Source organism: Paracerasibacillus soli, assembly GCF_042432965.1.
GTDB classification, from domain to species: Bacteria; Bacillota; Bacilli; order Bacillales; family Amphibacillaceae; genus Paracerasibacillus; species Paracerasibacillus soli.
Window position 1 is genome coordinate 57,578 of sequence record NZ_JBHLWL010000010.1, and the last position, 13,419, is coordinate 70,996.

16 protein-coding genes are annotated in these 13,419 nt (G+C 34.7%); 2 read left to right on the forward strand and 14 right to left on the reverse strand.

Features of this window, described 5'->3' with window-relative positions; genetic code table 11:
• Positions 1 to 183: 183 nt before the first annotated feature.
• From ACFFIS_RS02945 to gpr, 3 genes are all read right to left on the reverse strand, one after another.
• A complete protein-coding gene (locus ACFFIS_RS02945) occupies positions 184 to 528 on the reverse strand; it encodes a hypothetical protein (RefSeq protein ID WP_320379221.1) in 345 nt (114 codons plus the stop codon).
• A gap of 1 nt (position 529) precedes the next feature.
• Entirely contained in the window at positions 530 to 1,708 is a 1,179-nt protein-coding gene (spoIIP, locus tag ACFFIS_RS02950; protein ID WP_390186092.1) for a stage II sporulation protein P, read from the reverse strand.
• 202 nt (positions 1,709 to 1,910) lie between these two features.
• The gene (gene gpr, locus ACFFIS_RS02955; RefSeq protein WP_390186094.1) at positions 1,911 to 3,008 is read right to left on the reverse strand and encodes a GPR endopeptidase; all 1,098 of its coding nucleotides are present in this window, start codon (positions 3,006 to 3,008) and stop codon (positions 1,911 to 1,913) included.
• A 176-nt stretch (positions 3,009 to 3,184) separates the two neighbouring features.
• Here gpr and rpsT point away from each other — a divergent pair, with 176 nt between their 5' ends.
• On the forward strand, positions 3,185 to 3,451 hold the full coding sequence (gene rpsT, locus ACFFIS_RS02960) for a 30S ribosomal protein S20 (protein ID WP_320379223.1): 267 nt from the start codon (positions 3,185 to 3,187) through the stop codon (positions 3,449 to 3,451).
• A gap of 58 nt (positions 3,452 to 3,509) precedes the next feature.
• Here the strand turns inward: rpsT and holA are convergent, their stop codons facing one another.
• The gene (gene holA, locus ACFFIS_RS02965) at positions 3,510 to 4,532 is read right to left on the reverse strand and encodes a DNA polymerase III subunit delta (RefSeq protein WP_320379224.1); all 1,023 of its coding nucleotides are present in this window, start codon (positions 4,530 to 4,532) and stop codon (positions 3,510 to 3,512) included.
• A gap of 335 nt (positions 4,533 to 4,867) precedes the next feature.
• Between holA and ACFFIS_RS02970 the strand changes: the two genes are divergently transcribed.
• Positions 4,868 to 5,014: a YqzM family protein gene (locus tag ACFFIS_RS02970; protein WP_390186097.1), complete on the forward strand. Its 147-nt coding sequence runs from the start codon at positions 4,868 to 4,870 to the stop codon at positions 5,012 to 5,014.
• Positions 5,015 to 5,098: 84 nt separating this feature from the next.
• Here ACFFIS_RS02970 and ACFFIS_RS02975 read toward each other — a convergent pair whose 3' ends face one another.
• From ACFFIS_RS02975 to yqeH, 10 genes are all read right to left on the reverse strand, one after another.
• A complete protein-coding gene (locus ACFFIS_RS02975; protein WP_390186099.1) occupies positions 5,099 to 7,381 on the reverse strand; it encodes a DNA internalization-related competence protein ComEC/Rec2 in 2,283 nt (760 codons plus the stop codon).
• Between the two features lie 4 nt (positions 7,382 to 7,385).
• Complete coding sequence (locus tag ACFFIS_RS02980) at positions 7,386 to 7,949, reverse strand: ComE operon protein 2 (RefSeq protein ID WP_320379227.1); 564 nt, start codon at positions 7,947 to 7,949, stop codon at positions 7,386 to 7,388.
• Between the two features lie 210 nt (positions 7,950 to 8,159).
• Positions 8,160 to 8,789 carry a helix-hairpin-helix domain-containing protein gene (locus ACFFIS_RS02985; RefSeq protein ID WP_320379228.1) on the reverse strand — a complete coding sequence of 210 codons (630 nt, stop codon included), beginning with the start codon at positions 8,787 to 8,789 and terminating at the stop codon, positions 8,160 to 8,162.
• Positions 8,790 to 8,900: 111 nt separating this feature from the next.
• Positions 8,901 to 9,650, reverse strand: a complete 750-nt coding sequence (locus ACFFIS_RS02990) for a class I SAM-dependent DNA methyltransferase (protein WP_320379229.1) — start codon at positions 9,648 to 9,650, stop codon at positions 8,901 to 8,903.
• Between the two features lie 13 nt (positions 9,651 to 9,663).
• Entirely contained in the window at positions 9,664 to 10,011 is a 348-nt protein-coding gene (rsfS, locus tag ACFFIS_RS02995; RefSeq protein ID WP_390186103.1) for a ribosome silencing factor, read from the reverse strand.
• Complete coding sequence (gene yqeK / locus ACFFIS_RS03000; RefSeq protein ID WP_320379231.1) at positions 10,001 to 10,585, reverse strand: bis(5'-nucleosyl)-tetraphosphatase (symmetrical) YqeK; 585 nt, start codon at positions 10,583 to 10,585, stop codon at positions 10,001 to 10,003. Before yqeK ends, rsfS begins: the two co-directional genes overlap by 11 nt.
• Position 10,586: 1 nt before the next feature.
• A complete protein-coding gene (locus ACFFIS_RS03005) occupies positions 10,587 to 11,144 on the reverse strand; it encodes a nicotinate-nucleotide adenylyltransferase (protein ID WP_320379232.1) in 558 nt (185 codons plus the stop codon).
• 28 nt (positions 11,145 to 11,172) lie between these two features.
• The gene (gene yhbY, locus ACFFIS_RS03010) at positions 11,173 to 11,463 is read right to left on the reverse strand and encodes a ribosome assembly RNA-binding protein YhbY (protein ID WP_320379233.1); all 291 of its coding nucleotides are present in this window, start codon (positions 11,461 to 11,463) and stop codon (positions 11,173 to 11,175) included.
• A 1-nt stretch (position 11,464) separates the two neighbouring features.
• Complete coding sequence (gene aroE, locus ACFFIS_RS03015; protein ID WP_320379234.1) at positions 11,465 to 12,304, reverse strand: shikimate dehydrogenase; 840 nt, start codon at positions 12,302 to 12,304, stop codon at positions 11,465 to 11,467.
• 14 nt (positions 12,305 to 12,318) lie between these two features.
• A complete protein-coding gene (yqeH, locus tag ACFFIS_RS03020) occupies positions 12,319 to 13,419 on the reverse strand; it encodes a ribosome biogenesis GTPase YqeH (protein WP_390186105.1) in 1,101 nt (366 codons plus the stop codon).

A 13,419-nucleotide genomic window follows, 5' to 3' on the forward strand; every position in this document is an offset into this window, starting at 1 on the left:
TTAAGAATACAAGTATATTCATTATAATGAGACTAAGGCGGTTTGCACTTGATTGTTGCGGTTGAAGTAGTTCTGAGTAGATAGAAACCGTACATTTATCCATTTCGAAATTCATCTACCAGCTACTTATCGCATTACACCTTCCACATTCCCAAAGAATGGGAGGCTTCTCACTGAAATCAATTAAAAGAAAATCTCGGCAATACTGTACAGGATTTTAACGATAGCTTCATAAAATCCTTTTATCCCCGCTTCTAGAACAGAAGCAGTTTTTTGCGTAAAGTGGACTGGATTATCCTCGTCTATTATATCTGCATAAGTTTTTTCTTCCATTTCTTTCTTTGACTTATCCTGTTTTAGCTGGTCTCTCTTTTCTGCAACATTCTGTTCTGCCGCTTCTTCGACAGGATGTTCAGCTTTATCTGTCATAGCTTTTTCCATCGTCATTTGATCACGATCCATACCAAACAGCATACCGCCAAGAAAACAAATTACGAGTAATAGTACTACGATAATAGAGCGAACCACCTTAATCCTCCCTCTCTTCTACACTTACTTTTTCCGCATCCCAATAAAATTCACCAAAAACCTCAGCTAGCGCATCCGCTGTACGATACAACTCTTCTAATGTATTATCCACACCACCAAATTCAAATAGGATAGCTTGGTCAGATAAATCTTGATTAAAGATGCCGTTCGTCCCTTTACCCTTTTTCGGAATTACTCCTCTACTTATACCTGGATATTTTTCTTCTAACTTATAATGTAATCTTGTAGCAAAGTCTAAGTTGTCCTTATAAGCATCATAATTTGCACCAATCACAATCATCACTCTTGCATAGTCTTTTCCATTTATTTTTTTAGTTGTCACATTTCTTCTCTCGGAATCACGATGTATATCGAAAATATATTTAATATCCTTATTTACAGCAATAGCTTCCTTTACAACTTCCCTAGAGGCTTGGTAAGACTTGCCATATTTCCAATTCTTACTGTGTAAGAGTTCCATAATATCTGTTGTTTCTATTTGAGTACCTATCCCTTCTGCTTCTAAGGATTTTGCTAATCTATCACTTACTTTTGTAATATTAACCTCATTATGTGATGCGTTATTCGGATCTGAAACCTTAGGTAAATGCGGTAAAAACGATTCATAATTATGGGTATTATATAAATACACAACCTTTTTACCACCTGTTGTAGGCCTATCCTTCTCACCCTCTTGTTTTTTATCATCTTCTGGTTCATCCCCAAGAATTGCTTCTCGATCTTTCATCACTTCTTCTAGCGGTGGCGATGATTCGATTGGTAGATTCGTATAATTTGTACCTTCTCCCGCTATTAATATTTCCCTATCAAAGATAGAAAACCCAGGCAATTCGTTACCCAATAAACTTCTAGGGTCCTGAGGCTTGATACTTGTAGCCAATTCAAAAATAGTCGAGGAAATCTTCGGTATTGGTTGGTCCTTTGGTACAGCTTCTTGAAAAGCTCTATTTTCCATACTAAATAAGTGAACATAAGTAGATGTTTCAATCTTGCTTGTCCACGTCGAAACCACTTCTGACGAAAAACGATATGCTGGGGAAATTGTAGTTAAGAAACCTATTAATATAAATAGAATCGCAAGACTAACCATATATAAACTACTTCTCTTTATAAGTTGCACTGTTATTTTTCGATGGTTATTTCTTTCATTCATTTTCATCCAAACACCTCTTTTTCAACTAACAACATCTCTATGTTTTACTCTATGATTCAACGCAGAAAAGTAGAACTACTTTTTAATAGAGTATGGGGGCAAACATAAAAAACTTTGAATTCACTGAGACGTTAATGTTGAACTAACCAATAAAAAAAGCCCTGATATTCAGGGCATCAACGTTATATGTGCATATTATGCTCTTTTACTATCTCGTATAGGAGGAAAAGTTATCTACATCTACAACTTCATGTAATGCTGCATTAATTCCCGTTGCTACAAGATGAGCCATATCAATCATGAATGCATCTACTTCTTTCGGTGTCACAATCATATTCTGTCCCAATGGTGTTAAAACTTCCGATATTAAACTTCGCTTTTCTTCTTCTGACAACGTACCAATCATACCTAGAAATGCCTGTCTCTTGTCATTATCTGGCAAATCATCTTCGTGAAATTTCTTCCTTCCGAATGAAAAACCTCCAGGGGCTAATGCGTTTCCTGGTCTATCCTTATCTTTCCATTCACGTCCCAAATGTTTTAATAGATAATCAATGGTGTCACTCGTAATTGTAACTGCATCTACAACAGTAGGTACACCGATAGCGATTACTGGCACTCCCAGCGTTTCTTTACTTAATTCTTTCCGCTTATTTCCGACACCGGACCCCGGGTGAATGCCAGTATCCGTCAATTGAATGGTCTCATTAATTCTCTCAATTGACCGTGAAGCCAATGCATCGACTGCAATCACAAAGTCTGGCTTAAATTCTTCCACAATACCAAAAATAATATCACTCGTTTCAATACCAGTTACACCCATTACACCTGGTGTAACAGCACCTACAGGACGGTAACCCTCTGCAACAGATTCGTGATCCAACTTAAATAAGTGACTTGTTACAAGCACTTTTTCCACCGCCATCGGACCTAATGCATCTGGTGTGACATTCCAATTTCCTAAACCAACGATAAGTCCTGTAGCATCTTTATTTATATTATTTTTATTTAGTAACTGTTCAAGTTCCTTTGCTAATATTTTTGCCGCGTATTCTTGAGACTTTGTATCTTGTTGTTTTACTCCATCCGCATATATCGTAATATAAGTGCCAGGCTTTTTACCTATTTTCTCTGCACCTTGCTCATCTATCGTAACGTAGCTTATGTTAATATCGTGTTCTGTTCGCTCTTTAGACGTAATACCTATCGAGTTATCCGCCTGTTTCTTTTTACGACCTACTAGCATATCTTTTGCCTCAACTGCTAAATCAGTACGAACTTGTATATGGTTGTCCTGATCTTCCACTTATCAACACCTCTTTCATTTTCATCATAAAACTAATATTATTAGCGTTTGCATTTCACATGTAAAACATACAAATATTACAAGGAAAGTAGAAAGTTATTGAAAACATTGTTGAGCTTTGGTAAAATATCCTATGTCGATTTGTAATGATTTCGGCATTTTAGGAGGTGAAATAAATGGCAAATATTAAATCAGCAATTAAACGTGTAAAAATTAACGATAAAAAACGTGCGTTAAATCAATCTTATAAGTCTGAAATGCGTTCACAAATTAAATTAGTTGAAAAGTTTGTGGCAGAAAATAATGTTGAAGAAGCAAAAACATCTTTACTTAAAGCTGTAAAGAAAATTGATAAAGCTGTACAAAAAGGCTTGATTCATAAAAACAGTGGTAACCGTCAAAAAACTCGTCTTTCTCAAAAGGTTAATCAATTAGGCGCGTAATCAACATCAAAAAAAACGATCTCTTCTTAACTATAAGATCGTTTTTTTTATGCCTATTTTATGCTTGTTGGTCTATTGTAATCAGATCATATAATAACATTTCAAATGCAATTTCCTTTTCCATCTTCCCTTGCTTCAAAATGCTATCTGTTTTAGCTAGCTGTTTCATAATCGTATGTAAATTCTCTTTAGAAAATGACTTTTCTCGATTCCAAGCTATTTTAATCACATATGGATGTGCACCAATTTGCTTTTGAATTTGGCTTTGACCATATCCCTTTGTACGTAATAACTTCACTCTTAAAATCATTCTAAATTGAAATGCTAATAATCCAATCAATGCTATTGGATCTTCATTACCTTTTTGAAGATCTTTAAATATTTGAATGGCACTTGTAAGATCACGTGCAATTACTGCGTCAACAAGCCGCAAAGATGTACTCTGCATTGTCGGTGCTAGCAACTGTTCTACAACCGATTTCGTAATATTACCACCATCTCCTACATATAATGCCATTTTTGTTAATTCTGATTCTAACATCTGTAAGTTTGTTGATAACTCCGCCTCCAATATTTCCGCCGCATCACGTTCCACGAAAATTTGCAGTCGTTTTGTCATCTCTTGCAACCATGAAGAAAATTCATTTGACTTAATAGGATTACATTCCACTATCCCAGCATTTTTACGTAATAATTTGGTTAATTTCTTCCTTTCATCTAATTTTTCATATGGTGCTATCAAGATTAGATGGGAAAAGTCTACAGGAGATTGTATATATTGTTCTAAAGTATGTAAATTGTGCTCAAAAGGTAATTTCTCTTGTTTTGCTGTTAAGAATGTTGGATTATATGCAAATATAACTTTTTCCTCACCAAAAAACGGATAAGTTTCAGCATCTGTAATGACCTCTTGTATAGGAACCTCCCTTAAATCGTATGAAGCAATGTTTTCTTCTCCAACTTTTGACTTTTCTACAATTAGATCCTTTAATTTTTGGATAAAATAGTCTTCTGTTCCATATAATAAACTAACTAAAGGTATTTTTTTGTTTATTGTCTTTTGCATTTCTAAAAAATTCATGTTAAACTCACCCCGATACTATAATAAATAGTAATCGGAAATAATGACAATAGCAAGAAATATCATGAGAGGGAGTGAAAGGGATTGGCACTCCCTCCCTATCTATATAAACGTTTGAAATGTTGGCCTAGGATCAGCATTTCAAACGGTGCTTTGTACTTATAGAATAACCGCTATTTAAAAAACTATAGCTGTTAACTCTTTCTAGTAATGGTTGCACTTCACAAAAGAAGACATGTATATGCAGCTTTTGTATATTCAAAAACAGTTATTTTAAATTAAGTGGATTTTTTTTTATATTTAATTTATACTAAAGGTGATTAGGAGGGGTAGCGATGCATGAAACGATGAATGATTTCGAAAAGGATCCGCAATCAAAAAATAGTGACGTAGTGGATTCCATCAAAGGTTTTACTTTTTCTTTTCTGTTCTTTGTACTCATTTTTGCTATTGGTGTAGTTATTAGTGTCATTGGATCATAAGTAACCGAATCTTATACATAAGTTTAAACGAGTAAGAGAAGAGAGACTGCTACGAATGCAGTCTCTTATTTAGTTACTATATAGCTATGGTATAAACTTAAAAAAGGTTCCTTCCCCTTCTGTAAATTCATAAATGACAGCCCCAGATTCATCTGTACGTAATATAGTAATTCCCCTTTCGTTTAAAGTATCGAGCACTTCTTTTGTCGGATGGCCATATCGATTATGTTTCCCAACAGAAATTAGAGCATAGGAAGGTTGGATATGATCTACAAACTCAGGTAAAGTGGAGTGCTTACTACCATGATGTCCGACCTTTAAAACATCTACTTGTAAATTTGCAAACCTTTGCAATAATTGCATTTCTGTATCGTGTCCAATATCCCCTGTAAAAAGCCATGATTTATTTCCAAACTCCGAATATAGAACGAGTGAATTTTCATTTGCAGAATCTGTTTGTATCTTTGGTGATGTAACATGAAAACTTTGCCCCTGTATCGTCACGATATCCCCACTTCGTACACTGCTAATTTTCTTAACAGATTGTAGCCATTGCTGCTCCTCTTTTTTTGTCGACTTATAATAATCGCTGATAATGAGATTGTCTACATCGTAATCTTCTAAGAGGAATGATAAACTCCCGATATGGTCTACGTCTTCATGTGACAAGAATACGGCATCTATTTGGTGAATTCCGCTCATATCTAGATAAGGTTTTATTACTTGAACATATACACGATCACTAACAGCCCCTTCTGGAAAAGAAAAGCTAGCGCCTAAATCCATCATAATAATTCCTTTTCGATATGGTAATTCGATTATAAAAGCATCACCTTGTCCAATATCTAGCATTGTTATTTTTCCGTTTGGTGAAAAATATGGTTTAAGTAAAATAACACAAATCAAACATACAATACTACATCCAATCGTAAATGCTTGACTCCATTTTCTCCTCTCTAAGTTTGTCATTAATAAATACAGTAACAACATGTACATGAAAACAGCGAACATAGGTAAAGCACCATGTTTCCAAGGAAAACTAACATATCGATTTATAACATCTAAAAACATCAGCACCGTTTGATGAATAAAGATAAAAAGGGAAGAAAATAAATCTTTTAAAATTGGTATTGGAGTTAAAAACAAAAAAAGAAACATAAGCGGAATAACGAAAAATGAGAAATACGGAACAATGAGGACATTTAATAAGATGGCAAGGGGCTGTACATAGTTAAAATAAGCAAATTGTAACGGCATAATCATCATTTGCGAAATGAAACTTATCTTTAACATTTGGATCCATAATGAGTGTGAAGATTGCATGAACCAACTTCTAGATAAAATTAATCCAAATGATACAAGAAAAGACATTTGAAATCCAACGTGATAAATAATGAGCGGATTGTGCAGCATAAGTATTAAAAAAACAATACTAATCACATCTGAAACTGGCATTTTTCTATTTATCTTTTCAAAGAGAATAAAAATAAAAACCATTAAACTTGCACGCCAGACAGAAGGCTCTCCACCAGCCAAAAAAGCATACAGCGGCAAAAATATAAGCATGATCCATTGTGCCTTTTCCTTTGTAAACAAATTCAGTTTTATTAATAAAAAATAAGCAAAGGAAACAACTAATCCTACATGCAAACCGGAAATAGCAAGTAAATGAGATAAACTCCATTCACGGAATAGCTCAATAACTTCTATAGGTAATTCTGTCGTATGGCCAAAAACGAGTGCCAACAACCAACTTGATACTTCCATTTGAAAAGAGGTTTCTACATAGCGAATGATTCCATTACGCAACTTGTCAAATCGGTACGCGAAGGACGACCCTTCACACTTTACGTCTTTCCATGATGCAACGATAATTTGAGATGTAACACCTTTTTTTATTAAATAATCCCGATAATCAAATTGCCCAGGATTCCTACCTTGCTCTGGTAATTCCTCCGTTCCAAAAATGTTACAGACGGCACCACGTTTCAATTGAGTTTTAAAATTGATGGGGGAGTTGTTTTCTGGAAAATAAATGATAAGCTGTTTTTGTTTTGTCTGTTCGTTTTCTAACAAAAACTCAATCTTTTTATTACTATTCAAGATACTTCCGACAATTTTACCTTGATGTGTCTTAGGAGAGTTGTCCAATTGTATAAGTGAGGTTTGATCAAAAGTAGGAATATAAAAATAGAAAAAGAAGTATACGGCTAAGGAAAGGAAAATTGGTAATTTCCTTAACCGTTTTGTTTTATATAAATAAAGTAACCATACACATAAAATAATCATACATATTTGCAGATGCCAAATAACAGATACAACACTTGCTAAACATGCTAAAGCAAAAATATACCAATTTCCTTGCATATAATCACCACTCAAATATTTGTGCAGCTTTTTCTTTTAACGCTTCTGCTAAACTAGCATCCGTTTTATTATCCGAAATATGTTCGAGTAATGTTTTGACTAACTCCTCTTTTTCACGATAGTTCGTATCTACAGTTAAATAATCTAGCGTCACTTTCTTAATTTCTACATTTGCCTCTTCAAATAATTGTATGGCATACGGGTGGTTGCGATAATCATCCGCATAATACACTTTTTTTATTCCGGCTTGTATAATTTGCTTGCAACATTGCAAACAAGGAAAATGTGTAACATATATATGGGCATTTTCTGTTGCCACACCAAATTTCGCACATTGTAAAATGGCATTTGCCTCAGCGTGGACCGTACGCACACAATGACCATCTATGACATAGCACCCCTCATCCACACAATGAACACTTCCTGAAACACTCCCATTATATCCACCTGCAATAATACGCTTATCACGAACAATCGTTGCTCCTACCATTAATCTTTTACACGTACTGCGCAAGGCGAGTAGTTGACTTTGCGCCATAAAATATTGATCCCAAGAAATTCTATCCATAATGATGTATCCCCTTATTTCGTATTAAAATTATTCTCTTTGTAATAGCTATATCCCCACGCGGAAAACGAAGTGTTTTTCCATAGAAATGGAAACGCAGCATACGCAAGAGTTTGATTCTGTTATGAACACACATCCTAGAAAATAACCTACTTTTTATTCAGTTTAAAGTTTGCTGTCAAGATTCGTCAACGTATTCGTACATACAATTTACGGAATTTGAATTTGTTCCCTCAAATTTTCTAACGTTTTCTCTCCAATTCCGGGGACCTGTAATAAATCATCCACATTTTTAAACAGCCCATTCTCCTCACGGAAGTCAATAATTGCTTGAGCTTTTGAGGGGCCTATTCCATTTAACGTTTCGATTTCTTCTTTTGTTGCATGATTAATTCTAACTTTTTGTGATTGTTGACTTGCATTACCTATAGCAGGCACGGTTATGTTTTGGGCTTCATCTGCTTCACTAGGCACAAAAATCACCATTTCATCATGTACCTTCTGTGCCAAATTAATAACCGATTGATCAGCCTCTTTTAAAAAACCACCTGCTAATTGAATGACGTCATGAACACGAGCATCTGCTTGAATTTCATAAACACCAGGTTTTTTAACATAGCCTTTAATGTCAATGACAACGATATCGCTTATACCTTCTTGAGGTTCTTCCTCTGACGTGTTATCAGCGTCCTTCTCTAAAGACGATTCTGTTGCTTCAGAGACGACTGGTGTAAGTTCATTTTGAATATGTTTATCATTCGTAAGGAAAAGGAAGATAATGAGGAAAAATCCAAGGAGAATAAAAAAGGCATACCTTTTAAAGAAATCTAAAACAATCAATCACACACATCCTTTCTACCACCTTTTATAAAAAAGCAAGCCCCTTCATAAACAGTATTCGACATGAACTCGTAAATTCCTGCATAAAAAAAGAAACGTATTCGTAAAACATTACGAACGTTTCTTTGCAATGAAAAAAATGCGCTCTGATTCGTTATCTACTTCTTTATCTAATGAAAAATCCGCACAAATATGAATCAGCTCGAAATTTGTTTGTTTTAATAATTTTTCATATGTTTGAATTGAGAAAGTGCGTTGGTGATGGGTTTCATCAAATCTTTTATAAACACCATCTTGTTCCATAAAAAAAGTCAAATCATGAAACATTTCCCCTTCGTTATCACCAGGGGTACAAAACCAAATATAAGCATTATTTGTATCTACGTCGGCAAAAGTTTGGTCGATTAAATGATGTTCTACATAATCTAAAGCATGTACATCAAAAATGAAAAGTCCATCAACTTTTAATGATTGATTAACTTGCTCGAATACTTGTTGCACATCTTCAATGGATGTAACATAATTGAGAACATCACAAAAACTGACGACAGCATCATAATTTGTGAGTCCTACTAATTCCCGCATATCTTGATGTAGCCATTGAATATTTACAGCTTTATCAGCTGCTTTTTGCTGAGCAATGGCCAACATCTCTTCTGAATAATCTACACCAGTTACAGCATAATTATCAGCAGCAAGCCTGTTGGCTATCTCTCCAGTTCCGCAGCCTAGATCGATAATGTTATCTATCCCACTCGAGAACAGGCCGAAGCATTGCTTTGAAAACATGAACCATTTATCGTATGGTGCATGTAACATGTATGTATCATATACATATGCTAAGTCTTCATATGCTGACATAATTTTTCCCTTCCTACTCTAAGTTTAGTTCAACTTCGCTCGCATCTCCCCAAAGTCGCTCCAAATTATAATAAATACGGTCATCTTTATGAAATACGTGGCAGACGACATCACCAGCATCTACAAGTACCCAATGCGCCTGTTCAAAACCTTCCATACGTTTTATTTCAACATCATTTTCTGACAATGTTTCCTGTATCGCTCTTGCAATTGCTTGTACTTGTCGTTCTGTATTTCCGTGACAAATCAAAAAATAATCAGCGATTAAAGACACGCCTTCCATATCCAATGCGATAATATTTTCTGCTCGTTTATCATCACAAGTACGCGCGATAAGCTGTAAAATTTGGTCATTTTTCATTCATCATACCTCCGTTTATCCGCTTTAATATATCATTATAAGCATGAAATGTATCAGGATAAATACGTTGATTTTTCATAATCAAGTAGTTGATTGTATTCCTCGAAACCAACCACGTTGCTTTTAAAAGATCGCGATTTGCCATATCCCTTACTTCATCTAATCCAGGAAAACTTCTTCCTGGCTCAATATAATCTGCCGTAAATAAAATCATATCTAAATTAGACATATGCGCCTTACCCGTTGTGTGACAATAAATTGCCTGTTGGATAGCCATATCCGTAATACCATACTCACGTTCAATAAGAATAGAAGCAACAGGACCATGCCATAATTCATGGTGATAATATAATAAATCTTTCGGTAAATATGTTTCCTTTATGATACGTTTCATTTCATCTAATGAACGGTATTTTGCATAATCATGAAAAATGGCACTTATCTGTGCTTTATCTTCAGATTCATGAAAACGATTTGCCAAATCCCGTGCTGTTTCAGCTACTCTTAGAGTATGTTCAAAGCGCTCTTTTGTTAAATGTGGTTTTACTACGTTTATAGCATCAACTAAATTCATATTATGTCCTCTCCTTTATGTACGCGGCAACTGCGTCAGGAACAAAATACGTTATAGGCTCCCTCTTTTCAAGTCGATTACGAATTAATGTGGACGATATATCCATAAAAGGAACTTCCACATGAATAAAATGATATGGACTTTTATGTAACGTAAACCCTGGCCTTTCCACACCTACAAAGGTAACAAGTTTAGTTAGCTCATCAATTTGATACCATTTAGGTAAATATTCAACCATGTCTGCCCCAATAATAAAGTAAAATTCATCATGGGGGTAATTTTTTCTTAATGTTTGCATAGTATCAATTGTAAATGATTTTCCTTTTCTTTCCATTTCAATCGTATTCACTCGAAAAGTAGGCTCATTTTCTATAGCCAGTTCAACCATTTTTACACGATCAGTGGCACCAAATTTTGTAGGGTGCTTATGAGGCGGTACATTTGAAGGTATAAACCACACCTCATCCAATTTCAGAGATATACGAACTTCATTTGCAATAATTAGATGACCTATATGTGGTGGATCAAACGCACCACCTAGTATACCAATTCGCCTCATTACATTACTCCTTAAACAGTTCTTTTGCCTATGGAAGTTTTATTTGTTTATTTTCCACAGATTCTTTATAAAGTACAATTTGATTACCTATTATTTGTACTAGTTCCGCTTCTGTACCTTCTGTTAATTGTTGTGCAACAATTTCTTTATCTTCTATGCAATTTTGTAAAACATTCACTTTAATTAATTCTCGTTTTTCCAATGCATCATTGATTTGCAAAATCATATTATCATTTACACCTATTTTTCCTACTTGAAAAATAGCATTTAGATGATGCGCTTTACTACGTAAAAATCGTTTTTGTTTCCCTGTTAACATATTATCTTCCTTCCAACTTTTGTTTTAATTGCTCCATCAGTTTCTCAACCGATACACTTTGTTTCGTCCAAATCTCAAATGCATATTGCGCTTGATATAAGAGCATAAGATGACCATGTAATAATTGAGCTCCCATATTTTGTGCATCATGTAATAATTGTGTTGTATATGGTTGATAGACAATATCACTTACAATAGTAGATGGTCGAATGTCATCCAATGAAATAGCCGTTTCTATCACGTTGGGTTTCATACCTACTGATGTTGTCTGTATAATGAGATCATAATGAGCTAAATATTTCGTTACATCCTTCAAACTATATAGATTTGTATTGATGTCTGCGCTAATTTTCGCCACATTTTCAGCATGTGAAAGTGTGCGATTTGTGATATCAATATTTTTAAATCCTGCTTGCGCTAAAGCGAAAAATATCCCTCTCGCCGCACCGCCCGCACCTATTATAAGAATACGATTCTCTTTATTTTTATAAAAGTTCGGATACGTATTGTAAAGAGCTCTTGTATATCCAATGCCATCCGTATTATACCCAACCCAACTTCCATTTTTATTGTAAACTGTATTCACCGCACCAACTAATTTTGCTGTTTCATCTAACGAGTCTAGATAATGAATGATCTTCTGTTTATATGGAACCGTCACGTTAAAGCCAACAAGGTTTTCCATTTTCAAACTTTCTAGTCTGTTTTGAAAAGAGTCACTTGGAAATTCATATAACATATAAGAACCAGTTAAATTAGTTTCTTCTAATAACTTCATATGTATCCATGGGGATAATGAGTGTTCAATCGGATAGCCGATTAATCCTAGTTTATAAAACATGAATATTCCTCCGATTAAATGAGCGCCTTCCGTATCGTAACAGGAATTCCTTTAGGGCTGTACACATTTACTGTCATATTATCTCCCGAAACACTCACCCAACCCAATCCAGAAAAGACGACATCTGTTTTACCACTCTTTAATTTAAATGTTTGCTTTTCAAGGTCTGGCAGTTGCGCAATTGTATCTTTATCAGGTGGACTTAGCATTTCTCCAACATGATTAGCATATAATTCATCTGCTTTTTCGAGTTTCGTCCGATGGATAGGAAGTTCATTTGAAAAATAACATATAAATGAATCTTTATCACCTTTTAAAAAGTCTATACGTGCAAGTCCCCCAAAGAAAAGCGTCTGTTTTTCATTGAGCTGATACACCCGTGGTTTTATTTCCTTTTTCGGATTGATCATCTTTAAATCACGTGGTGATACAAAATGGGCGAATTGACGTCTGTTCACAATTCCCGGTGTATCAATCATATAAGTATCATGATCTAATGGTATTTTGATAAACCCTAAAGTAGTCCCAGGAAAATAAGATGTCGTAATCGCATCTTGTACTCCAACAGACTGCTTAATCATCTGGTTAATAAATGTAGACTTTCCTACGTTAGTTGTTCCTACAACATATACGTTCTGTTCGGCTCGATACTGCTCAATTGCTTCTGTTAACTCTTCCATACCATGTCCTTTAATAGAAGAGATGAGAAATACATCCAATAATTTTAAACCTGCTTCTTTTGCTACAGAACGTAACCATTGATTTAACTTCTGTAAATTTGTTGATTTTGGTAATAGGTCAACTTTATTCCCTACTAAAATGATTGGATTATTACCGACTATTCGAGGCAAACTTTGAATGAAGCTACCGTTCACATCAAATATATCAATTAAATGTACGACAAGTCCGGCTTTATTTTGTATCGATGCAACCATATCAAAAAATTGATCATCTGAAATCGATACATCTTGTATTTCATTATAATGCTTTAGGCGAAAACATCTCTTACATAACACATCTTCATTTTTCAATGAAGAAGCTGGTGTAAATCCCATTTTATTCGGGTCTAATGTTTGAATGGCAACACCACACCCTTGACAATAAATTTCCTCCAA